The 21,330-nt window shown below is 63.6% G+C and carries 20 protein-coding genes; 7 read left to right on the forward strand and 13 right to left on the reverse strand.

Translation table 11 applies throughout. The features are described 5' to 3' along the window. Position 1: 1 nt before the first annotated feature. The 5 genes from P0Y58_17050 to P0Y58_17070 form a co-directional block, all read right to left on the reverse strand. Complete coding sequence (locus tag P0Y58_17050) at positions 2 to 931, reverse strand: hydroxymethylglutaryl-CoA lyase (protein ID WEK28615.1); 930 nt, start codon at positions 929 to 931, stop codon at positions 2 to 4. Between the two features lie 98 nt (positions 932 to 1,029). Next, positions 1,030 to 1,941, reverse strand: coding sequence for a LysR family transcriptional regulator (locus tag P0Y58_17055; protein ID WEK28616.1), 912 nt, complete (start codon positions 1,939 to 1,941; stop codon positions 1,030 to 1,032). A 67-nt stretch (positions 1,942 to 2,008) separates the two neighbouring features. Continuing rightward, positions 2,009 to 4,420, reverse strand: coding sequence for a TonB-dependent siderophore receptor (locus P0Y58_17060; GenBank protein ID WEK28617.1), 2,412 nt, complete (start codon positions 4,418 to 4,420; stop codon positions 2,009 to 2,011). Between the two features lie 95 nt (positions 4,421 to 4,515). Further along, positions 4,516 to 5,484, reverse strand: coding sequence for a FecR domain-containing protein (locus tag P0Y58_17065; protein ID WEK28618.1), 969 nt, complete (start codon positions 5,482 to 5,484; stop codon positions 4,516 to 4,518). Next, the gene (locus P0Y58_17070; GenBank protein ID WEK28619.1) at positions 5,481 to 6,008 is read right to left on the reverse strand and encodes a sigma-70 family RNA polymerase sigma factor; all 528 of its coding nucleotides are present in this window, start codon (positions 6,006 to 6,008) and stop codon (positions 5,481 to 5,483) included. Before P0Y58_17070 ends, P0Y58_17065 begins: the two co-directional genes overlap by 4 nt. 354 nt (positions 6,009 to 6,362) lie before the next feature. Between P0Y58_17070 and P0Y58_17075 the strand changes: the two genes are divergently transcribed. The 6 genes from P0Y58_17075 (at position 6,363) to P0Y58_17100 (ending at position 13,208) form a co-directional block, all read left to right on the forward strand. Further along, entirely contained in the window at positions 6,363 to 7,691 is a 1,329-nt protein-coding gene (locus tag P0Y58_17075; GenBank protein WEK28620.1) for a hypothetical protein, read from the forward strand. A 32-nt stretch (positions 7,692 to 7,723) separates the two neighbouring features. After that, the gene (locus P0Y58_17080; protein ID WEK28621.1) at positions 7,724 to 9,955 is read left to right on the forward strand and encodes an Ig-like domain-containing protein; all 2,232 of its coding nucleotides are present in this window, start codon (positions 7,724 to 7,726) and stop codon (positions 9,953 to 9,955) included. 15 nt (positions 9,956 to 9,970) lie between these two features. Beyond that, a complete protein-coding gene (locus tag P0Y58_17085) occupies positions 9,971 to 10,444 on the forward strand; it encodes a curlin (protein WEK28622.1) in 474 nt (157 codons plus the stop codon). A 16-nt stretch (positions 10,445 to 10,460) separates the two neighbouring features. Further along, positions 10,461 to 11,906, forward strand: a complete 1,446-nt coding sequence (locus tag P0Y58_17090) for a curlin (GenBank protein WEK28623.1) — start codon at positions 10,461 to 10,463, stop codon at positions 11,904 to 11,906. A 223-nt stretch (positions 11,907 to 12,129) separates the two neighbouring features. Further along, positions 12,130 to 12,777, forward strand: a complete 648-nt coding sequence (gene alkB, locus P0Y58_17095; GenBank protein WEK28624.1) for a DNA oxidative demethylase AlkB — start codon at positions 12,130 to 12,132, stop codon at positions 12,775 to 12,777. Positions 12,778 to 12,920: 143 nt separating this feature from the next. Further along, positions 12,921 to 13,208, forward strand: a complete 288-nt coding sequence (locus P0Y58_17100) for a hypothetical protein (GenBank protein WEK28625.1) — start codon at positions 12,921 to 12,923, stop codon at positions 13,206 to 13,208. A 72-nt stretch (positions 13,209 to 13,280) separates the two neighbouring features. On the opposite strand, the gene P0Y58_17105 is transcribed toward P0Y58_17100, so the two are convergent. From P0Y58_17105 to P0Y58_17125, 5 genes are all read right to left on the reverse strand, one after another. Next, positions 13,281 to 13,541: a DUF1652 domain-containing protein gene (locus P0Y58_17105; protein ID WEK28626.1), complete on the reverse strand. Its 261-nt coding sequence runs from the start codon at positions 13,539 to 13,541 to the stop codon at positions 13,281 to 13,283. 186 nt (positions 13,542 to 13,727) lie between these two features. Continuing rightward, positions 13,728 to 14,657, reverse strand: a complete 930-nt coding sequence (locus tag P0Y58_17110) for an AlkA N-terminal domain-containing protein (protein WEK28627.1) — start codon at positions 14,655 to 14,657, stop codon at positions 13,728 to 13,730. A 73-nt stretch (positions 14,658 to 14,730) separates the two neighbouring features. Then, a complete protein-coding gene (locus tag P0Y58_17115) occupies positions 14,731 to 15,618 on the reverse strand; it encodes a pirin family protein (protein WEK28628.1) in 888 nt (295 codons plus the stop codon). Between the two features lie 96 nt (positions 15,619 to 15,714). Further along, a complete protein-coding gene (locus P0Y58_17120; GenBank protein WEK28629.1) occupies positions 15,715 to 16,587 on the reverse strand; it encodes an alpha/beta hydrolase in 873 nt (290 codons plus the stop codon). Positions 16,588 to 16,608: 21 nt separating this feature from the next. Further along, positions 16,609 to 17,238 carry a LysE family translocator gene (locus P0Y58_17125; GenBank protein WEK28630.1) on the reverse strand — a complete coding sequence of 210 codons (630 nt, stop codon included), beginning with the start codon at positions 17,236 to 17,238 and terminating at the stop codon, positions 16,609 to 16,611. 124 nt (positions 17,239 to 17,362) lie between these two features. On the opposite strand from P0Y58_17125, the gene P0Y58_17130 reads away from it, so the two are divergent. Further along, positions 17,363 to 17,842, forward strand: a complete 480-nt coding sequence (locus P0Y58_17130; GenBank protein WEK28631.1) for a GNAT family N-acetyltransferase — start codon at positions 17,363 to 17,365, stop codon at positions 17,840 to 17,842. 165 nt (positions 17,843 to 18,007) lie between these two features. Here the strand turns inward: P0Y58_17130 and P0Y58_17135 are convergent, their stop codons facing one another. From P0Y58_17135 to P0Y58_17145, 3 genes are read right to left on the reverse strand one after another with little or no spacing between them, the layout of a single operon-like run. After that, positions 18,008 to 18,934: an aliphatic sulfonate ABC transporter substrate-binding protein gene (locus P0Y58_17135; GenBank protein ID WEK28632.1), complete on the reverse strand. Its 927-nt coding sequence runs from the start codon at positions 18,932 to 18,934 to the stop codon at positions 18,008 to 18,010. 3 nt (positions 18,935 to 18,937) lie between these two features. Continuing rightward, a complete protein-coding gene (mgrA, locus tag P0Y58_17140; protein ID WEK28633.1) occupies positions 18,938 to 19,981 on the reverse strand; it encodes an L-glyceraldehyde 3-phosphate reductase in 1,044 nt (347 codons plus the stop codon). Then, entirely contained in the window at positions 19,978 to 21,312 is a 1,335-nt protein-coding gene (locus tag P0Y58_17145; GenBank protein WEK28634.1) for an LLM class flavin-dependent oxidoreductase, read from the reverse strand. Before P0Y58_17145 ends, mgrA begins: the two co-directional genes overlap by 4 nt. Positions 21,313 to 21,330: the final 18 nt, after the last annotated feature.

Below are 21,330 nucleotides of genomic sequence, written 5' to 3' on the forward strand. Positions count from 1 at the left end.
GTCAGGCCTGGCGGGCAGCGTTGGCAAAGTTCAGTGGCAATCCGGCGCGGGCAATGCAGCCATAAAGTGGTTCGCCGGGTAGCGCTTCGCTGAGCACCTCGCGCGACTCGATCAGGGCAGGCAGGTCGATGCCGGTGTCATAGCCCATGCTTTGCAGCATGAACACCAGATCCTCGCTGACCGTATTACCGGAGGCGCCCGGAGCAAACGGGCAGCCGCCCAGGCCAGCCAACGAGGCATCCAGTTCGCGGATACCCTGCTGCACGGCCACCAGGCTGTTGGCCAGTGCCAGGCCGCGGGTGTCATGGAAGTGCGCGGCTTTCAGCCGCTCGCCGGCAATCGCCCGCACGGCCTGGAGCACCGTTGCCACCTGGCCGGGGTTGGCGTAGCCGGTAGTGTCGCCCAGCGAGACCAGGTCGCAGCCGGCTTCGATCACTTGTCGGGTGAGTGCGCAAAGGTCGGCCAGCGGCACGTCACCCTGGCGGGTGCAGCCAAAGGCGACCGACATGCCGGCCATGACCTGCACCTGATGCAGGCCCATTTCCGTGCGCAGTTGGCACATGCGCCCCATTTCCTCGACCATTTCCAGCGGCGTGCGGCGCACGTTGGCCAGGCTGTGCGCCATGCTGACCGATACCGGCGCGACGATGCGATGGGCGCCAGACTCCAGTGCGTCCCTGGCACCGCGCAGGTTCGGCGCCAGCACGGTCACGTGCAGGCCTGGATATGTGAGGGCATGGGCCACCACTTCGCGGGCATCGGCCATTTGCGGCAACAGGCGCGCCGGCACGAACGAGGCAACTTCCATGTGGCGCACGCCGGCGGCGTAGGCCACATCGATCCAACGGCGCTTGGCGGCCGTCGGCATGATCGTCTGCAGGCTCTGCAGACCATCGCGCATACCGACTTCGTTGATTGTTATTGTTGTCATCACGGTCTCTCTGTCTGAAGCGTTGCGCCAGACTATGAGCTGGATGACGGGCAGAAAAGACGTGTTTCACGGGCTGATCCATCGTCAGCCACGATGGATCAGCCGGTAGCTTGCCAGGCCGGTGCGCGCAACAGAAGATGGTCGAGCAGGCGCCGCGCCGACAGCGACAACGCGTGCCGGTCGCGCATGCAGATGACGAATTCGCCCAACGCCCAGTCATCGGTCAGCGGAATCACCCGCAGGTCGAACAGTGCCGCATAACGGGCCACGGCCTCTTGCGGGAACACTGCCAGGCCCAGGCCAAACTGCACCAGGCGATATGCCGCGTCGAACGACGACACATACGAGCGAAAGCGCAGTTCCTTGCCCGCCTGTTCGGCGCTTTTACGCATGAACGCGTTCAACGTGGCGAAGGCCGAGAGGCCAAGGTGGTCGTAACCCAGGGTTTCCTCGAAGGCAATCTGGCTGCGGCCGGCTAACGGGTGATCAGCACCAACGACCACGGCCAGGTGATCCTGTCGGTACGGTACGAACTCCAGGTCACCCACCGCCATCGATTTGCGGCAAATCCCCAGGTCTGCATTGCCCTCTGCCACGCCACGCACGACATCAGGGCTAAAACGTTCTTCGATGTCGGCCCGGATCAGCGGGTTTTCCAGCATGAATGCCGACAGTTCCTCAGGCAGGAACTCCATGATGGACGAGACATTGGCCAATACCCGCACATGGCCACGGGCGCCTTCGGCGTATTCGCTCAGCTCGCTGTCCAGGCGTTCCATGGCGCGGGTCATTTCCCGCGCATGGCGCAGCAGGGCAAGCCCTGCCGGGGTGGGCGCCACACCGCGCTTGCTGCGCTTGAGCAAGGCGGTGCCAAAGCGCGCCTCGATGTCCGAGATGCGTTTGCTGACGGCGGAGGGCGCCATGAACGCGCGCTCACCGGCGCGGGCGATGGTGCCTTCTTCGCAGACGACGATGAACAGGTTCAGGGACAGGTGGTCGAGTGGCTGCATTGCTTGGCTCGGCTGGGGATAACGATGTGACTGTATCAGGGCCGCGCCTCTACTTGCCCCAAAACCATCACAAACGGTAATCGACGCTCAGCAACACATTACGTGGGTCCCCAAAGAAGTTGTGGTCGTAGTCGATGGCCCTGTAATAACGCCGGTCGAACAGGTTGTTGACGTTGATCGCCACGCTCAAATGCTCATCCACGTCATACCCCAATCGCGCATCCCAAACCGCATACCCGCCCTGCTCTCGCCCGTAATACCCGTAACCCGCAGCATGACTCTGGGCGTTCACCCCTGCACCCACGCTGACCTGGCGCCAGGCGGCAGGCAACCGGTAATTGGCCCAGGCACGGAATATATGCTTGGGCGTTTCGGTATTGCCCGTGATGTTGCCGGCCACGGCAGGCTCTTCGTCCAGGTACTTGAGCAGGTTGAGGGTGTAGGCGGCAGACAATTGCAAGCCTGTTAGCACCTCTCCGCTGATCTCGGCCTCCAGGCCCTGGCTGCGCACTGTGCCCGCCGGGCGGTAGCAGGTACCCCCGCACAACGCAGCTACGTCCGAGCTGACACTGGCGTCCGGCAACGGGATGTTGTCCTGCTCCATGCGGTACACCGCCAGCGTGGTGTTGACCCGGCCATCGGCCAGTTCGCCTTTCAGCCCGATCTCGTAGCTGTGCCCAGTACGCGCCTCAAGCAAAGTGCCCTCAGCCGTGCGCTGGGTTTGAGGTTTGAAGATCTCGGTATAGCTGGCATAAGCATTCCACTGTTCATCCAGTGCATACACCAGCCCCGCATATGGCGTGAGCTTGCCATGCTTTTGTGCAGTGCTGCGGCTGACGCCCCACGGTCCGTCGGAATCGAATACCGTGCGGAAGGTGGAAACCCGCGCGCCCAAAATCAGCTGCAAGCGGTCTGTCAGCTGGTAGTCGGCAACGCCATACAGGCCCTTCTGGGTGGAGGTATAGCCATCGAGCCACTGGTTGGCGGCATAGATCGAATCGTCGGTGGGTTCCACCGCACTGGGGGTGTAATCGAAAATGTTGATGGGCGTAACGTAGTTATAGCGAGCGCCCCAGACGTCGTTGCTCTTGAGCCGCGAGTAGTTGCCACCCACCGTCAGGCCAAGGCGTCGGCCAAACAGCTGCACATCACCATTGGCGTTCAAGTCGCCACCCCAGTGCTCGGAAAAGTAGTCGAATGCATACGCATCACCGGCCAACGTGTAGCCTGGCCCCATACGGCCGCGCCGCTGCAGGTACTTGAAGTCATTGAACTCGCGGATGTTCACCAGGCTGCCCTTCAGCGTCCAGTCATTGTTCAGGCGTTGGGTCAGGTCGAGGTAGTAGGTGTCCTGAGTCTTGTCCCAGTTGTCCCAGCGCGTGCCCAGGTAGGTGGAGCGCCCCATGTGCGGCATGCTGCCGTTGCTATAGTTGGGAATGCCCATCATGTAAGGCGTAGCATCGACCCGCTCATGGCTGTAGCCCAGGCCAAGCAGTGTACTGTCGGAAAGGTCGTAGTCCAGGGCGGCATACAGCGTCTGGTTGTCGCTTTGCACGTAATCGACGAATGACTGGGTGGTGTCGTAGTCCATGACCAGCCGGCCACGCAGGCGCCCTTGCGCATCCAGCGGCGCGCTGGTGTCGACCTGCAGGGCGTAATGATCCCAGGAGCCGGCTTTGGCGCTCAGGTGGGTTTGCGCGTCGGCGGTCGGGCGCTTGCGCACCAGGTTCACCGCCCCCGAGGGGTCGCCACCGCCTTCCAGCAGGCCTTGCGGGCCGCGCAAGACCTCGACGCGGTCGAGGATTGCGGTCTGCCCTGTGAAACTGGAACCGCGTGCGTACAACTGACGCTCCAGCGGCACGCCGTCATACTGGAAACTGTTGATGAAGAAACCACGGGAATAAAACTGGCTGCCGGTGAATGAGGGCACCACAGTAATACCGGGTGAATTGGCCAGGGCATCAGTCACGCTGCTGATGTTCTGCTCGTCCATCCGCTGGCGGGTAACCACGCTGATGGCCTGCGGGATGTCCTTGATACGCTTGACGCCCTTGCCGATCGTCGCCACTGGCGTGGTGTAGGAGCCGCTGGCCTCGGTGGTCGGTTCTGCCAAGCTGGCGCCGATAGTGGTTGCACCCAGCTCTACAGCGCCCGCTGCGGGCGCAGGCTGCAACAGAAAGCGGCCATTACCCAAGGGCACGGCCTGCAGGCCGCTGCCGGCAATCATTATCTGCAAAGCCTGTTCGGCCGAGAAGCGCCCTTGAAGCGGCTGGCTGCGCTTGCCACTTAGCAGGTGTGGCTCGGTGCTAAGGTACAGCCCGGATTGCGCCGCGAACTCAGTCAGGCGTGTATCCAGAGGGCCGGCGGCCAGGTCGAAAACCTGGGCCTGGGCCGCCTGGCCGGCTTGGGCTGCGCACGTGACAGCAACGCTGAGCGCCAAGGCCAGGGCAAGGGGATGAAGACGGTGTACGGGCGACATCGAGAGGTCCTTGAAAAGATCACTGGGCAGTAGGTTCCGGGAGTAATCGAATGACCGCGAAAATCCGGAAGCTGCCTGGGAAACTTTTTCGGGAATCAGTCGGCAGGCTCGACGCTTACCCACCAGGGCAGCCGCCGCTCAATGCGAACCGGCAGCGTGCGCGCCAGCATTTCCAGGGCCTGGTCAGTGTCTTGCAGTGGGTAAGCCCCCATGATGCGCAGATCGGCCAGCTCTGGCGCCACGCCCAGGTAGCCAGTACGGTAGCGGGCCAGTTCGGCCACCAGGCTGCGCAGGTCTGTATCACGCGCCAGCAGCACACCGTCGCGCCAGCTTTCGCGCATCGCCGGTGCCTCGTGCTGGGAGGTGAAGCGTTGGCTGTCGAAACTGACTGCCCGGCCTGCGGCAACGCGCTGCTGCAAGCCGGACGCGGCACAACGTCCCAGTACTTCGCCAGCAAACACCGTCAACTGCGTGCGGTCATCGCCCTGCAACACGCTGAAGCGCGTGCCCAGCGGCTGCAGGCGGCCGTCGCGGGTATGTACCTGCAGCGGGCGCGCATCCTCAGCAGTGCTGATCAGCACCTCGCCGCGGTACAGATACAGCGAACGGTGCCGGGCATCGAAACGTACGTCGACAGCACTGGCGCTGTTCAGCCACAGGCGCGTGCCATCGGCAAGCTCGCGTTCCTCTATCCGGCCAACCCCAGTGCGGTAGTCAGCCTGCCAGGCCAGCCAGGCCTGATGCGCGCCACCTTGCCAACCCAGCCAGCCAAGCACGCTGACGCCAGCGACGGTCGACAGGCCGCGCAGCACCGCCCGGCGCGATTGACCACCACGGCGTAACTGGCCCAGGGCATGGCTGGCGCTGGCGGCCTGTGGCTGCAAAGGTGCAAAGCGTTCGCTGACTTGCTCGACGAAAGCCCAGGCCTGGCGATGCGCCTCGGCGGCAGCCAGCCAGTGTTCCCAGGCCTGCTGCAACGCCAGGTCACCGGGCTGCCCCGCCAAACGCGCATACCAATCGGCGGCCTGCTGCAGCAGGCCGTGGTCCAGGGCCTGGGCGCTCACAGCAACTGCAGCCCGGCCAGTTCGGCCTCAAGTACAGCGCAGTGGAACATGGCTTTGGCCATATAGCTGGTCACGGTGCGCTCGCTGACCCCCAATTGTTCGGCAATGGCGCGGTAACCCAAGCCATGCAACTGGGCCAGCACGAACGCCTCGGCCACCGCTGCCGGCAACCGTTCGAGCATGGTCTGCACCTGCACCAAAGCTTCCAGCATCAGGGCCCGATGCTCCTCGCTCGGGTGGAACGCCTCGGGGCGTTCGGCCAACACTTCCAGCCAGGCTTGTTCAACCCGGCGTCGGCGCCAAAAATCCACGCACATATTGCGTGACATCGCCCCCAGGAAGGCTTTGGCATCCGCATCACTGGCAAAGCTGCGCGGTTTGCTGAGCAAGCGCAGGAACACATCGTGCGCCAGTTCGGCGGCATCGTGCGCGTTGCCCAATTTGTGACGAAACAAGTTGCGGATCCAACCGTGGTGCAGCTGGTAGAGGCTGCCGATGTCAGATGGTGGGGATGGTGGGGACATTGGGGCCGTGCACTCCATTGCGGGTAGCTATGACACAACATCAAATAAGAATTGTTATCAATGTTAGGGGCATCAGGGCAATGGCACAACTGCCAAATTCGGGATTAGCGAGAGAGGGCCGTGCGCCCCTTTCGCGGCCCAAGGACCTTCGTGATTGGGTCGGCGCTCCCTGCCCCATTCCCCAATCCTGGGGAACGGCGCCCACCAGTAAGCGTCCTTGAATTGCCGCTTTGAATTACTGGACCCCTTGCCGTACAAGGCCTGCAAGACCATTTTCAGATTTTGGCACAGCTATTGCCAATCTCCTCCCAGACGCCCCAAGTCCATGGGCCCGTTTGCAGGAGGAATTGACTCATGCACCGACCGATACCCCACCCGCTGGCAGTGGCGATTTTTGCCGGTATGCTCCAACTCCCGGCGCAGGCTGCCTTGAATGCTGTCGATCCAGGCGCCTACGTCCCCGCCAACGGCGGCTTCCCTGCCTGGTATCAGGACAGTCACGGTCGTACCCTCGACCTGTGCCTGACCAAGGCGGTCAGCTCCAGGGTTTCCGGCGCGCCCGGCGCACCGTCTTACATGTGCACGCTGCTGCCCACTCCCGGTGTGTTCGACGACACCCAACCCATCGTCTTCCCCACCAACTTCCCTGACGAAGCGTTCTGGTTCACTGCCGACGCCGCCATCGTCGACGCCGCCCGTGGCATCAACCTCAGCTACGGTACGGCGATCGAAGCGGCATTCGCCGCCGAAGAACCGGTCGAGGGCGACCAGGTCAGCTTCGCCCGGGTCCGCATCCGGGTCGATGTGCCCACCGCCGGCACCTATGTAGTCACCCACCCCTACGGCGTCGAAGTGTTCGATGTACCTGCCGCCGGGCGCCGGGCGATCAACATGACCCGCGACATCGGCATCGCCGGAGCGGGCGATTTCACCGGCGCACTCAAGGGCGATGTCGGGCCGTTCCTGCGCAGTGTCAACGGCCCCTACACCGAAGGCAGCGAGCGCTTTGTCGGCGACCCGAACCTTGAAGAACGGGTAACCGGCAGCCCGTTCAATACCAACTTCGTGCGCATCGAAGGCCCTGGCGGTATTGATTTGCGCACCGAGCTGTTCTCGATCTCGGGCAAGCTCTCGACAGTCGCCCTGCCTACTCCGCTGATGCCCCAGCGCAGCACCTACTCACGGCACACCGAGAACGGCAACCTACGGGCCCAGCAAGACATCTTCGTCATGGCCCCGCCGCCACCTGCCAGTGTCACCCTGACCAGCCAGACGCCCAACCTGAGCCTGACCGAGGCCAACGGCATTGGCGCCTGGTACGCCCAGTCTGCGCTCAACCCCGCGGCCGGTACCATCGTGACACTGACCGCCGACAACAGCGTGGCGATCCCGACCAGCAGCCTGTCCACGCGCAACCTGCCACTGACTGACCTGGTCACCATCACTCAGGCCCAGTACCGCCTGTCCACCGGCGAGCTGACCCTGGTGGCCAGCACCAGTGACGAAACCACCCCGCCCGTGCTCACCGCACATACCGGCAACGGCACGTTGATCGGCAACCTTGGCGGCACCGGCGCCGTGAAGACGTTGAGCATGACCTTGTCGCCCATACCGCCGGCCAAGGTGCAGGTCACCAGTGCCAATGGCGGTAGCGACACCGAAGACGTGGTGCTGGTGCCATGAACAGACAAAGGCTCAGCCTTCAAGGAGGCCGCATGAACACTTGGTCGCGCCGTGCGCTGTTCGCCGCCGGTTTTTCCCTCACCGTTACCAGCGCCGCCTTTGCCGCGTTGTCTGACGTCGACCCCGGGCCGTACACCTTCGCCACGGGTGGCTACCCGATGTGGTACAAGGACAGCCTCAACCAGTCCCTGGAGCTGTGCCAGTCACGTGCCACCAGTACCCGGGTGCCCGGTACTCCGGCCGCACCGTCCTACATGTGCACCCTGCTGCCGGAGCCCGGCATCTACGACGACGCCCTGCCGCTGGTGTTCCCAGACAACTGGCCGCCAGAAATGTTCTGGTTCCTGGCGGAGGCCACCATCCCTGCTGTCGGCAACAGTGGCTATGAACTGGATGCCTACGTCGCAGGTCTGGAAGCGGCCTTTGCCGCCGAAAACCCGGTGGATGGCGACCAGCAAAGCTTCGCCCGCATCCGGCTTCGTGTGTCGGTCCCGCGTGCAGGTGTCTACACCATCACCCACCCTTTCGGCGTCGAGACGGTCAACGTCACCACGCCCGGCCGGAGGGCGATCAACATCACCCGCGACATCGGCATCGGCGCACCGGGTAACTTCACGGGGGCGCTCAACGGCGCGCTCGGGCCATGGTTGCGTGGAGTTGGTGGGCCTTATGTGGAAGTCAACCCGGACACCGGCGCCAGCGAAACCTTCATTGGTGACCCGAACCGCCTGGAAGCCGTAGTCGGCAGCCCGTTCAACACCAACTTCATCCGCATCGATGGCCCGCCCGGGCGCATCGAGACTGCGCTGTTCACCGTTTCGGGCAAGGTGCTGGACCAGCGCGCACAAACCGCGGTCACCCTGGAGCGCGCCACCTACTCGCGTAACGGCAGCGGTACCCGTGTGGAAGTGTTCGCCAAGGCGCCGAAAGAGGCCAGCCTGTGCATGCGCAACGGCCTGGCACTGATCGGAACGCCCCCTTCGCCCTGCCAGTTCACCCTGACGGCAGACAACAACGGCCTGTTCTTCCACCAACAGCTTGGCCAGACAGCACCACCTGCAGTGGTAGTGGTAACGGCCAGCAACACGGCCGGCGGCACTCAGCCGACCGCGCTTTCGAGCAAGCTGACCGACGTGGTCAAGGTCAGCACCGCACGTTATGACTGGGCCAACAAGCGCCTGCTGATCGAGGCCAGGTCCAGTGACGAGGTGGCTATCCCCGACATGCTCGCCCAAGGTTACGGCCGCCTGTCGAAGTCGGGCACGTTGCAAAGCATCACGGTCAACGACGTGGCGCAACCACCGGCCACCGTCACGATCAAGTCTGCCCATGGCGGTAGCGACGTGGAACCGGTCCTGGTGGTGGGCAACGCTCCCGTCGAGGCGGCCAACCAGCCGCCGCTGGCCCAGTCCGATGTCGGCAGCACCAGCGTTGGGGTGCCGATCACCCTCAACCTGCTGCAAAACGACAGCGACCCGGACGGCAACGTGCCGCTGACCATCAGTGACCTGACCCAACCGGGTACCGGCCTTGGCGGCGTGGTGCTCAACGGCACCACTTCGGTCACTTACACCCCGCCAGCGGGGGCCACGCAACCGCTGGTGGCCACCTTCAGTTACCGGGCGGTGGACTCCAAAGGCCTGAAGTCGACACCGGCCACGGTGACCATCAACGTCGCGCCTAACCAGGCACCGACCGCCAACCCGGAAACCGTCGCTACACTCGGCGTGCCACTGACCATCAACGTGCTGGCCAACGACACCGATCCGGAAGGCAACCTGCCGTTGACCGTTGCTGCCCTTACCCAACCGACTGCCGGCCGCGGCACCGTCAGCACCGACGGTACCACGGTGACCTACACCCCACCGGCCACGGTGACGGCAGCCTTCACCACCACCTTCACCTACCAGATACGTGACTCGCTGGGGGCGCTGTCCAATGCCGGCACCGTCACCGTCAACGTGTCGCCACGCCCAGCCGCCGAAACCTTCGCGGTCACCGCCGCCACGGTCACGGCACGCTCCAACAACCGTTACAACTGGGACATCAGCGGCACTTCGTCGGTGACTACCGGCAACGTCGTCACCGTGCGGGTCACCACCACCACCGGCGTGCAGACCCTGGGCACCGCCACGGTACCGGTGAACGGCCGCTGGCGCCTGGCAGTCAGCAACAGCACCACGGTAATCCCGACCGCCGCGCCGACGGCGACCATTACCACCAGCCCGGGTACTACCCGCACCGTCAACGTGGTTGTGCAGTAAAGGCGGGGTAACACCATGAAGCGCCTGTATCCACTGCTGCTCTGCCTGGCCCTCGCGGGCCAGGCCAGTTGGGCCGACGACCTGATGGACAATGCCGACCTAGCGCCCGGCAACGACCTCGGCGAGCCGGTGATCATCCGCCTGCTGCCGGTCGGCGCCGGCCAGGCCGCGGTGATCGAGCAGCAAGGGTCGGGCAACCGCGCCGCCCTCGACCAGAACGGCCAGGCCCTGCTGGGCCGCATAGTCCAGGCCGGTGGCGCGCAGGAGGCGTACATCCTGCAAGAAGGTAGTGACCTGATGGCCAGCATCAGCCAACAGGGAAATGGCAACAGCGCGACGATCCGTCAGAGCGGCAGCAGCAACAGCGCAGCCATCGAACAGATCGGCAACGACAACAGCGCCAGCATCGTGCAGTCCGGTTCGGGCCTTAGCAGCTCCGTAACCCAAGCCGGCAATGGCCAGCATGTTCAGATCACCCAATACCGATAGACCTGGAGGTTCCACCATGTACAAGCTCGCTCCTTTAAGTGCCGCTATCGTCCTGGCCCTCGCAGGTCAAGCCATGGCCGCTGACAGCACCTCGTCCCAGACCCAGGACGGCAAGGAAAACATCGCCGAAGTCAGCCAGACCGCCGCGTCCTTCGCCTCGGCCACCCAGAACCAGACCGGCAAGGGCCATAACCACCTGGCGGTACAAACCGAAAGCACCAGCGATATCCAGCAGAGCGCCACCGGCCAGTACAACGCCGGCTACGCCGAGCAATTGTTCGAGAACGGCAGCCAGATCACCCAGCAAGCTGGGGGCAGCTTCAACGATGCCTTCGCCAGCCAGTCGGTAGGGCTGAACAATGAAGCGCTGCAAACCCAGCAAGGTGTCGGCAACAAATCCACCGTATGGCAGGACACCCAGGAAGGCAGCAAAGCTACCACCTGGCAATCCGGCCAGCGCAACGAGGCCTTCATCGAGCAGACCTTCGGTGGCACCAACAACCGCAGTACTGTCAACCAGGCCGGCCAGGACAACTACGCCGCCGCCGAGCACTTGAACCAGGTCGATGGCGACATCCAGGTCTACCAGGATGGCCACGACAACTGGGCCTACGGCGATCAGCGTGACGGCACCGGCGGCACCATAGGCATTGGCCAGTACGGTGGCGGCAACTCGGTCGAGGTGTGGCAGGACACCCAGATCGGCAGCCAGGCCTCAGTGATGCAGACCGGCCAAGCGAACGAAGGCTATATCGACCAGAGCTTCGGTGCCGGCAACAAGGTCAGCCTGGCCCAGAAAGGCAACGCCAACGCCAGTTGGTCGGACCAGTTCGAGACCAACAACGCAACCGCCACCATTACCCAGACCGGCAACAACAACCTGTTTTTCACCTATCAGAATGGTGAAAACCTCAACCTGACCATCAACACCAAGGGCAATGGCAACAGCATCACCGCCAGCAACTGGAAAGGCGCCAAGATGGGCGGCCAGTTCGGCACCAACCAGAACGCCACCATCAACCAGACCGGTAATGGCAACGGCGTCAACCTGACCCAGAAAGGCGCTGACCAGGTGGCCACGCTGACCCAGACGGGTAAAGGCAACCAGATGCAGACCAAGCAGGACGACGTCAACAACGAGCTGTACTTCGAGCAGAACGGCACCGACAACATCCTGATCGCCGACCAGCGCGGTACCGACAACTACGCCTACGGCAACAGCCAGGGCACCGGCAACTCCATCACCCTGGACCAGTCGGGCTACAGCAACCAGAGCTACACCAACCAGCTATACGGTAGCGGCAACGAAGCCACCATCAAACAGACTGACAACATCAACGTCGCCTACGTGACCCAGGGGGGTCAGGGCAACAAGGCGTTCGTCGACCAGAGCGGTATCGCGCAAACCGCCACCATCACCCAGCTGGGCAGCGCGAACATGGCCACTGTGACCCAGAAGTAAACAGCTCCCCCTTGAACCGCGGTGCTCCTCTCCCTGGTGCCGCGGTTCCTTTTTTTCCTGCACCCTTGTGTTTTTCTCCCGGCCATTTCGCGGTAAACCCGCTCCACCAGGATAACCACAGGTCTGAAAGCTCCAGGATTCGAGTGGGAGCGGGTTCACCCGCGAATAGGCCTGACCTGCCAAGCGCATTACAATGGCCTTCCCCCAACCCGATCCTCACCCCATGATCCAGTCGGACCTCGACCTGTTCGGCCCTCAGCCGCAACGCCTGGCCAGCCACACCGTGCTGCTGCCCGGCTTTGCCCTGGCCGAAACCGAAGCGCTGCTCGATGCCTTGCGCCCGGTGCTGCGCGCTGCGCCCTTTCGGCACATGCACACCCCGGGCGGCCTGCGCATGGCAGTAGGCCTGACCAACTGCGGCACGCTGGGTTGGGTAAGTGACGAACAGGGTTACCGTTACAGCCCCAGCGATCCGCTTAGCGGCAAGCCTTGGCCCGCCCTGCCCCCGGTTCTGCTCGCCCTCGCCGCCCGCGCTGCAGCCCTGGCCGGTTTCGAGGGGTTCTTACCGGATGCCTGCCTGGTCAACCATTACCTGCCCGGCACACGCCTGAGCCTGCACCAGGACCGTGACGAGCAGGACTTCGGCCAGCCGATTGTGTCGGTTTCGCTGGGCCTGCCAGCGGTGTTCCTGTTTGGCGGCCTGCAACGTGCCGACAAGGCCCGTCGCATTGCGCTGAGCCACGGTGATGTGTTGGTCTGGGGTGGTGAGGACCGCTTGCGCTTTCACGGTGTACTGCCCATCAAACCCGGCATGCATGCGCGCATGGGCGAACGGCGAATCAACCTGACCTTGCGCAAGGCGGGTGGCTGACACAAACAAGATGAACGTGCATGAAACACGTTGAACATCTTGCTCTGGCAAGCTTCAAACGATAAGCCGCATCCTCACGCCCTGGAGCCTGCCATGCCCTATACCCTGTGCCCCCTGCCTCTTCGCAACAGTGCCGCAGACACATGAAAATGCCCGGTCGTGCGCCAAATGCCTCGCTGCAACTGGATTACGTGCGCGATACCTTTTTCGGCCCGGTAGCACAAAGTGTGGAGTGCCAGTGCCAGCTCGCGGCTCTCAACCTGCAAGGCCGGCCTGCGCTTCGCTTGCATATCTGCCCGCCACTGCCCGACAAGGTTGACCGGGCCCACAGTGTGGCGTTCGTCTGGGACGGGCGCAGCTACCGCGGTGTGGTACGTGACCAAGGAAGGTGCGGGGATGGTGGCTTGAACTTGTTGCTGGAGCTGCAATAAGCCGAGGAAAGCAGCCTGGCCGAAAACACGTACACCCGGCCAGCTCAAACTGGCCAGGGCACGTTGGCAGACTCAGGCAATGGCCTTGAGTGGCGCCGGGGGGCTGTCACGCAGCGCGTGCAGCTGCCCCACCAGGTGGACCAGATCACGGCAGCTGTTAAGGCTTTGCAGCGGGACCCTGCTCAGGGTCACGCCCTCGTCGAGACTCTGACCCTGACCCAGGCGGATGGTCAGGTTGGCGCCATCCAGGCAGCTGACTTCACAGCGATCGGGCAAGCAGGCCTGCTCGATCATCTGCCGCATCTCCAGCATCGAAACTCCTATCAACGACATGGTACGACCCTCTCTGTGCGATGGCCTGTTATGTGGAAGTACGCCTTTATCGGGCGGGGCGCCAATTGATATTGCGCATGCCTGGGCAGGCGTCCATGCGCCGGGGCAATGATGATGCGGGGAATCCTTTAGCACCTTAGTGGAAGATTTCGTCTGTGGGCCACATGTTCGATTGCAACGTCCGACTTAACGACGAGTGGTCCCCGCCGGCCCCAACGATGCCCACAAGTGCTGTGCCGCATAGGCCCGCCACGGGCGCCAGGCCAGCGCCCGTTCGGGCAGTTGCGCATCATCGCCTTCAAGCAACCGCAACGCCTTGATCAGGGCTACGTCGCCCAACGGCAAGGCATCAGAAGCGCCGGCCTGCCGTAGCGCCAGGTAATGCGCACTCCACGGGCCGATACCTTTTAGCCGGCACAGATTGCGCAGTAGCTCATCCAGCGGTTGGCCGCGACGCAGCAACCCGGGTTCGGCCAGCAAGGCGTTGGCCAGGGTGCCGAGGGTAGTGGCACGCGCTCGCGGCATGCCCATATCTTCGAATCGTGCGCCCGTCAATGCTGGCAAAGCCGGGAACACATGGCTCAGGCCCATTACCGGCAGACGCAGCGCTGCACCGTGACGTTGCACCAGCCGGCCCGCCAGGGTCATGGCGCCGGCCACGCTGATTTGCTGGCCCAGCACGGTACGCATGGCTTGCTCGCAGGCGTCCCAGCCTTGCGGCACGCGCAGGCCTGGGCGTTCTTTGAGCAGTTTTGCCATCAAGGGGTCGCGAGACAGTTCGGCGCTGATGCGTGCAAGGTCGGCGTCGAGGTCGAAGACCCGCCTCAGCCTGGCGATCAAGCCGGGCAGCGCGGGTACAGGTACGCCTTCAAGGCAGACCCGCAAATGCTGGTTGGGTAACGGAGTAGCGTGCAGGACAGCATGGTGGCCAGCGATGTTCAGGGTGCGGCTGTAGGTGCCGTCGCGGTAAGTTTCAATGCCGGGAATACAGCGGGCGGCGAGAAAGCCCAGGGTCGAGGGCCAGTGATAGGGGGCACGGTAGCGAAGCCACAGGGTGTTGTGCCCGGAAGTGGGCAATGATCGGCGCACGGCGTGCTGGAGAGTGAGCTTGGGCATAGCTTGATGATGCCAGAAAATCCTGGGGGCCAATCCATGCTCCAAGCAGCCCCCAAGGAATACCCGCTACGGCTCAGTGCGCCGCGCCTTCCCGCTCATCCTGCATCTGCCCAAACCGCCCGGCATGGAAATCGTCGAACGACTCGGCAATCTCCGCCTGGCTGTTCATCACGAACGGGCCATAGCCGACAATCGGCTCATCGATTGGCTCGCCACTGAGTAGCAGCACGCTGGCACTTTCCAGTGCCTCGACAGCCACGTCCTCACCCGCCCGGTCAAACAACACCAGGCTGGACGGGCCGGTTTCACGTTCGCCGTTGATTCGCACTGTACCGCGCAACACCACCAGTGCCGCGTTGCGCCCGGCAGCCACCGGCAGTTGCAGAACAGCGCCAGCATTCAGCCGCAGGTCCCAGACATCCATGGCGGTAAAGGTCCGCGCAGGCCCTTGGTGCCCGGAGTAGTCACCGGCAATCACCCGCACACTGCCTGCGTCACTGTCCAGCGCTACCACCGGAATGTCGCTGGCCACCAGCGTCTGGTAACCGGCCGCAGCACGCTTGTCACGCGCCGGCAGGTTGACCCACAGCTGGACCATTTCCAGCGTACCGCCGCTGCGGGCAAAGCCTGGGGAATGGAACTCTTCATGGATGATGCCGTTGGCGGCGGTCATCCACTGCACATCACCCGGCCCGATCAAGCCGCCGGCGCCCGTAGAGTCACGGTGCTCCAGTTCACCCTGGTAAACAATGGTCACGGTCTCGAAGCCACGGTGCGGGTGCTGGCCAACGCCGCGCCGCGCAGTGGTCGGGGCGAAATCGTGGGGGCCGGCGTAGTCCAGCAGCAGGAACGGGCTGATCCGGCTGGCCAGGTTGTCGTAGGTGAACAGGCTGCGCACCGGAAAGCCATCACCTACCCAATGGGCGTGCGGGCTGCGGTGGATACCCAGAATATTTTTCATGAGAAGGCTCCTCTCTTGGCTGGGATAACCTTATCAATGATACCAATCTGGCGGTAGGCGGCTGATATGGCATACATCGTTCCACCTATGGAACAGTCAGCCCTGCAAGAAAGCAAGCACTTGCTCAGCCGCCATGACGGGGTCTTCCTGCATGAAACAGTGGCCACCGGCAACTTGCCGGGCGCTCACATGCCGGTTAAGCGTGGCGAGCCGTTTGACCGAATGTGGCACGAAGGGATAAGTGTGCTCGCCATACACAATTCGTGTCGGCGTGCTGATGGCAGCAAGGCGCGCCCACATGCGTTTGGGGAATGAACTGAAGATTTCCACCTCCCGGCTGGGTCGGCACTTGAGCACCACTGCGTCACCGCAATCGCCAATCGCGTGTTCCACGTAGGCCAGCAGCGCCGCATCGGTCCAGCCCCTGAAGATGCCCCGCCCTTGTAGCGAGGCCAGCGCCGTCTCGCGATCAGGCCAGTGGCTGCGGCGGCTGGCGGCCTTGCGGGCCAGCGCATGCCGCTGATGCAGACCAACCAGTGCTGCGGCACCCATTACACCGAGCATACGGCGGCTGAACAACACGGGGTCAAGTAACACGGCGCGCTCGAAGAGCTGAGGTTCACCAGACAGGATCAGGCCCGTCAGCACGCCGCCAAAACTGTGCCCCACGGCAAAACGCGGCACATCGCCGTAAGCGCCCCGCCCGGCCTGGAAAGCTTCCACTGCCAGCTCGGCAGTACGGTTCCAGCCCCGAAAGGCCCCGCCATGGTCACTGTCACCATGCCCCTGAACGTCGCACAGCCACAGGTCGAATTGTTCGCCCAGCCGCATCAGCAACGGCTGGTAGGCCAGGCAACAGAAGCCGTTGCCGTGCAAAAAATGCAGCAACGGCTTGCCACTGGCCGGGGTTCGCCAGCCACGCAGGGTGAAACCTTCGGGGCATTCGTGGGACCAGGGGATCAACTGCATCGGCTTGATGTGCTCGCGGGGCTAGGAAAACGCCGATTCTACAAACAGCAGCGGGTAGAGTGAAATCACCAGCAACAAGGCCATCAGGACATTGAACAGCATCAGCCAGCGCGGGTTCTGCAACAGGTTGCGCAGTGCGCTGCCAAACATTACCCAAACACCGACGCTGGGCAAGTTGACCAGGGCGAACAAGGCGGCGATGACGATCACGTTGGTCACATAGCCTTGCGCCGGCGTGTAGGTGGTAATCGCACCCACCGCCATCACCCACGCCTTGGGGTTGACCCACTGGAACGCCGCTGCGCCCCAGAAACCCAGCGGTTTGCGAGCGCCGGAAGAGGCCGTGCCAACCGGCCCGGACGTGGCGATTTTCCACGCCAGGTACAGCAGGTAGGCGGCGCCGGTATAGCGCAGCACCGTGTACAGCGGCGGCCAGGCCTTGAACACCTCACCCAGGCCCAGGCCGACGGCCAGCACCATGACCATGAAGCCGACGCTGATACCTAGGGCGTGGGGGATTGAGCGGCGCACGCCAAAGTTCACCCCCGAGGCCAGCAACATGGTGTTGTTGGGACCGGGGGTGATGGAAGAGACAAAGGCAAACAGCACAAAGGCGGTCAGCAGGTCGGCAGAGGCAAGCATGGCGGGCATTCCACTTTCTTTATGGGTGCTGTCACACTAACGGAGTCGCACTCTCCCGCGACCGATACAGTTATATTAAATTATTCAGATACACATAACTGTACCGCTAACCCGGATCAAGGAAGCCGTGACCATGAGCCTCACCATTCGCCCTGCCGTTCGCCCCGATGCCGAGCAGATACTGGCCTTCATCACCGAACTGGCCGAATACGAGCGCGCCCGCCACGAGGTGGTAGCCACCTTGGGCGATATCGAGAAGAGCCTGTTCGACGAGGGCAGCACGGTGCGCAGCCTGATCTGTGAGCGCGAGGGTCGGGCGATTGGTTTTGCCGTTTATTTCTATAGCTACTCGACTTGGCTCGGGCGCAATGGCATTTACCTGGAAGACTTGTACGTGACGCCCGAACAACGCGGCGATGGCGCCGGGCGGCAACTGCTTCAGCACATTGCCCGCGAGGCGGTAGCGAACAATTGCGGGCGCCTGGAGTGGAGCGTACTGGACTGGAACGAGCCGGCGATCGGCTTCTATCAGAAGCTGGGGGCCGAGGCGCAGGACGAGTGGGTGCGCTACCGGCTGGATGGCGAGAAGCTGGCGGCATTCGCCCGCGGGTGATCGCTCGGTTCACGCGGTCATTTGTAGGAGCGGCCTTGTGTCGCGATCGGGCTGCGAAGCAGCCCCGGATGTCAGCGCAGATGCACAGATTGCCAGGGCTGCTTCGCAGCCCGATCGCGACACAAGGCCGCTCCTACAGGGGCCGATGCCAGGCAGAAAAGTAAGTTACCGCCGCCACACCGCCCCAGCGATGTCGACCCGTTTGGGTAGTACCTTGTTCTCGAAGAACAGCTCGGCGGTGCGCTGCTGCGCCGCCACGATCTCGTCACTCACCGGCATCACGGGTGACGCAGGCCGATGGCTGAAACTGCGCCGCACCACCTCCTCCGGCAACCCCATGAACTGCGCCAGCAGTTGAATGCTGCCGGCTTCGTCACTACGGGTCAGCGCCTCGGCCCGGCTGATTTCGTCCAGCAACTGCCCGACAAATGCACCATTAGCCTTCACATACTGACGCGCGCCGAGCATGAATGGCCCGATCAGACCCAGCCCCTGGCCGTCCGCCAGCAAACGAGCCTTGCCCTCCAGGTCGATGGCAGAGTAGAACGGGTCCCAGATTGCCCAGGCATCCACGCTGCCCCGCTCGAACGCCGCCCGGGCATCGGCAGGTGCCAGGTACACCGGCTGAACATCGCGAATGCTCAGCCCGGCCTTGGCCAACGCACGCAACAGCAGGTTGTGCGCGCTGGAGCCCTTCTGCAGGGCAATGCGCTTGCCCTTGAGTTCACCCACGGCTTTGATCGGGCTGTCTTTGGGCACCAGGATCACTTCGGCCTGGGGCTTGGGAGGCTCGGCACCGATGTACAGCAGCTCGGCACCGGCGGCCTGGGCGAAGATCGGTGGGATGTCACCGGTCGAGCCAATGTCGAGGCTGCCGATGTTCAACGCTTCGAGCATCTGCGGACCAGCGGGGAACTCGATCCATTGCACGCGAGTGTTGGCAAAACGTTGCTCCAGCAGCCGATGCTGCTTGGCCAGCACCAGGCTGATCGAGCCCTTCTGGTAGCCAATACGCAAGGTAGCCGGGTCTGCGGCCGGGGCCGCGCCGGCCAGGGCCAGCAACAGCAGCATGGCAAGGCGTAGCACGCGCATGGGTCACTCCTTCCAGTCGGTCGAGGGTTTTTCCCACAAGTTGATCCCGCCTTCCACGGCGTACTGGTCGATGGCGGCCAGTTCTTCGGCGCTGAATGCCAGGTTGTCGAGCGCGGCCACGTTTTCTGTGATCTGCTCGGGCCGGCTGGCCCCGATCAGCGCAGAGCTCACCCGCGGGTCGCGCAGTGTCCACGCCAGGGCCAGTTGGGCCAGGCTCTGGCCACGCTGACGGGCAATTTCATTCAGGGCGCGTGCTCGGGCGATGTTGGCGTCCGACAAATGCTGGGGTAGCAGCGAGCCGCCACCCGCGCGGTTCACCCGGGCGTCGGCCGGGATGCCATTCAGGTACTTGTCGCTGAGCAAGCCTTGGGCCAGCGCAGTGAACACAATGACCCCGGCACCCAAGGTATCGGTGGTGTCGAGCAGGTCCTGTTCGATCCAGCGGTTGAACAGGTTGTACGAGGGCTGGTGGATCAATAGCGGTACCTTCAGCTCTGCAAGCAACCCCGCAATTTCAGCGGTCTTTCCGGCCGAGTACGACGAGATGCCAATGTACAGCGCCTTGCCCTGGCGCACGATATCGGCCAGTGCGATGGCCGTTTCTTCCAGCGGGGTGTCGGCATCGAAGCGGTGCGAATAGAAGATGTCGACGTAATCCAGGCCCAGCCGCGCCAGGCTCTGGTCAAGGCTGGAGATCAGGTATTTGCGCGAACTGCCGCCCTGCCCGTACGGCCCCGGCCACATGTCCCAGCCGGCCTTGCTGGAAATGATCAGCTCGTCGCGGTAGCTGCGCAGGTCCTCGCGCAGCAGCCGCCCGAAGTTGGTCTCGGCACTGCCGTAGGGCGGGCCGTAGTTGTTGGCCAGGTCGAAATGGTTGATACCGGCATCAAACGCCGTGTGCAGCAGAGCCCGCTGGGTGCTGATCGGTGTGGCATCGCCAAAGTTGTGCCACAGGCCCAGGGACAGGGCCGGCAGCACCAGGCCGCTGCGACCGACACGACGGTAAGGCATGCGCGCATAGCGCTCGGGGTTGGCGGTGTAGCTCATGGTTGGCCTCGTTCGGCAAAGTAAGGATTGGCTGGGCGCTGCAGGCCCAGGTGCTCACGCAGGGTGTGGCCCGTGTACTGACGTCGGAACAAGCCGCGGCGCTGCAACTCGGGCACTACGTGCAGTGCGAAGTCTTCCAGGCCCAGGGGCAGGTGCGGCACCAGCACGTTGAAACCATCGGCGGCGCCGCCTTCGAACCAGGCTTGCAGCTCATCGGCGATCTGCGCTGGGGTGCCGACCAGGCTGTAGTGCCCTCGCCCACCGGCGATGCGCCGGCCAAGCTGGGCCAGGGTCAGCTGTTCGTTGCCGGCAAGCTCCGTCAGCAGTTGCTGGCGGCTGCGCTGGCCATCCTCGGTGGGCGGCAGCTCTGGCAGCGGACCGTCCAGCGGGTAGCCAGACAGGTCGAAGTTGCCGAGCATGCGCCCGAGCAAGCCGACACCGACCCGCGGGTCAACCAGCGCCTGAAACTGTTCGTACTTGTCTTCGGCCTGTGCCTGGCTCTGCCCCACCACCACGAACACACCGGGCATGATCTTCAGCGATTGGTCATCCCGCCCATGGCGGGCCAGGCGGCCCTTGAGGTCGGCGTAAAACGCCTGTGCGCGGGCCAGACTCGGCTGAGCGGTGAACACCACTTCGGCGCTTTGGGCGGCCAGCTCGCGGCCGGCTTCCGACGAGCCGGCCTGCACCAGCACCGGTCGGCCCTGTGGGGACCGGGCGACGTTGAGCGGGCCTTTGACGCGAAAGTGCTCGCCCACATGACCGAGCGCACGCACAGCCTGCGGGTGATGGAACAGGCCGCTGGCCTTGTCGCGCACGAACGCGTCATCGGCCCAGCTGTCCCACAGCCCCTCTACCACCTGCTGGAATTCGCGGGCGCGGGCATAGCGCTCGGCATGCGGGATGTGGGCCTCGCGGCCGAAGTTGCCAGCCTCAGCGGCAGCGTCGGAGGTGACCAGGTTCCAGCCGGCGCGCCCTGCAGACAAGTGATCCAGCGAGGCGAACTTGCGTGCCACATGGTACGGCTCGTTGTAACTGGTGGTGGCGGTGGCGATCAGGCCGATGCGTTCGGTGATCGCGCTCAGCGCCGACAACAGGGTCAGTGGCTCGAAGTACACCGAGCGGGCACTGTGGCTGGCCAACGGGTCGCTGGGCGCAGCAACGCTGTCGGCGACGAACAAGGCATCGAAGCACGCCGCTTCAGCAATTTGCGCGGTGCGCTTGTAGGTGGCGAAATCCAGTGGGTCGGCCGGTACGTCCGGGTGGCGCCAGGCGGCCACGTGGTGACCGGTGGCCATGAGGAAGGCGCCCAGGTTCATTTGGCGGGGCATGTTGTTCTCCTTGTCTGA

Origin of the sequence: Candidatus Pseudomonas phytovorans, from assembly GCA_029202525.1 — a bacterium.
In the GTDB taxonomy this organism is placed as follows: Bacteria; Pseudomonadota; Gammaproteobacteria; order Pseudomonadales; family Pseudomonadaceae; genus Aquipseudomonas; species Aquipseudomonas phytovorans.

Excerpts from the sequence above, each read along its gene's own strand:
- P0Y58_17050 (WEK28615.1), bottom strand. The coding sequence starts at position 931 with ATGACAACAATAACAATCAACGAAGTCGGTATGCGCGATGGTCTGCAG.
- P0Y58_17055 (WEK28616.1), bottom strand. The coding sequence starts at position 1,941 with ATGCAGCCACTCGACCACCTGTCCCTGAACCTGTTCATCGTCGTCTGC.
- P0Y58_17060 (WEK28617.1), bottom strand. The coding sequence starts at position 4,420 with ATGTCGCCCGTACACCGTCTTCATCCCCTTGCCCTGGCCTTGGCGCTC.
- P0Y58_17070 (WEK28619.1), bottom strand. The coding sequence starts at position 6,008 with ATGTCCCCACCATCCCCACCATCTGACATCGGCAGCCTCTACCAGCTG.
- P0Y58_17075 (WEK28620.1), top strand. The coding sequence starts at position 6,363 with ATGCACCGACCGATACCCCACCCGCTGGCAGTGGCGATTTTTGCCGGT.
- P0Y58_17080 (WEK28621.1), top strand. The coding sequence starts at position 7,724 with ATGAACACTTGGTCGCGCCGTGCGCTGTTCGCCGCCGGTTTTTCCCTC.
- P0Y58_17085 (WEK28622.1), top strand. The coding sequence starts at position 9,971 with ATGAAGCGCCTGTATCCACTGCTGCTCTGCCTGGCCCTCGCGGGCCAG.
- P0Y58_17090 (WEK28623.1), top strand. The coding sequence starts at position 10,461 with ATGTACAAGCTCGCTCCTTTAAGTGCCGCTATCGTCCTGGCCCTCGCA.
- alkB (WEK28624.1), top strand. The coding sequence starts at position 12,130 with ATGATCCAGTCGGACCTCGACCTGTTCGGCCCTCAGCCGCAACGCCTG.
- P0Y58_17100 (WEK28625.1), top strand. The coding sequence starts at position 12,921 with ATGAAAATGCCCGGTCGTGCGCCAAATGCCTCGCTGCAACTGGATTAC.
- P0Y58_17105 (WEK28626.1), bottom strand. The coding sequence starts at position 13,541 with ATGTCGTTGATAGGAGTTTCGATGCTGGAGATGCGGCAGATGATCGAG.
- P0Y58_17110 (WEK28627.1), bottom strand. The coding sequence starts at position 14,657 with ATGCCCAAGCTCACTCTCCAGCACGCCGTGCGCCGATCATTGCCCACT.
- P0Y58_17115 (WEK28628.1), bottom strand. The coding sequence starts at position 15,618 with ATGAAAAATATTCTGGGTATCCACCGCAGCCCGCACGCCCATTGGGTA.
- P0Y58_17120 (WEK28629.1), bottom strand. The coding sequence starts at position 16,587 with ATGCAGTTGATCCCCTGGTCCCACGAATGCCCCGAAGGTTTCACCCTG.
- P0Y58_17125 (WEK28630.1), bottom strand. The coding sequence starts at position 17,238 with ATGCCCGCCATGCTTGCCTCTGCCGACCTGCTGACCGCCTTTGTGCTG.
- P0Y58_17130 (WEK28631.1), top strand. The coding sequence starts at position 17,363 with ATGAGCCTCACCATTCGCCCTGCCGTTCGCCCCGATGCCGAGCAGATA.
- P0Y58_17135 (WEK28632.1), bottom strand. The coding sequence starts at position 18,934 with ATGCGCGTGCTACGCCTTGCCATGCTGCTGTTGCTGGCCCTGGCCGGC.
- mgrA (WEK28633.1), bottom strand. The coding sequence starts at position 19,981 with ATGAGCTACACCGCCAACCCCGAGCGCTATGCGCGCATGCCTTACCGT.
- P0Y58_17145 (WEK28634.1), bottom strand. The coding sequence starts at position 21,312 with ATGCCCCGCCAAATGAACCTGGGCGCCTTCCTCATGGCCACCGGTCAC.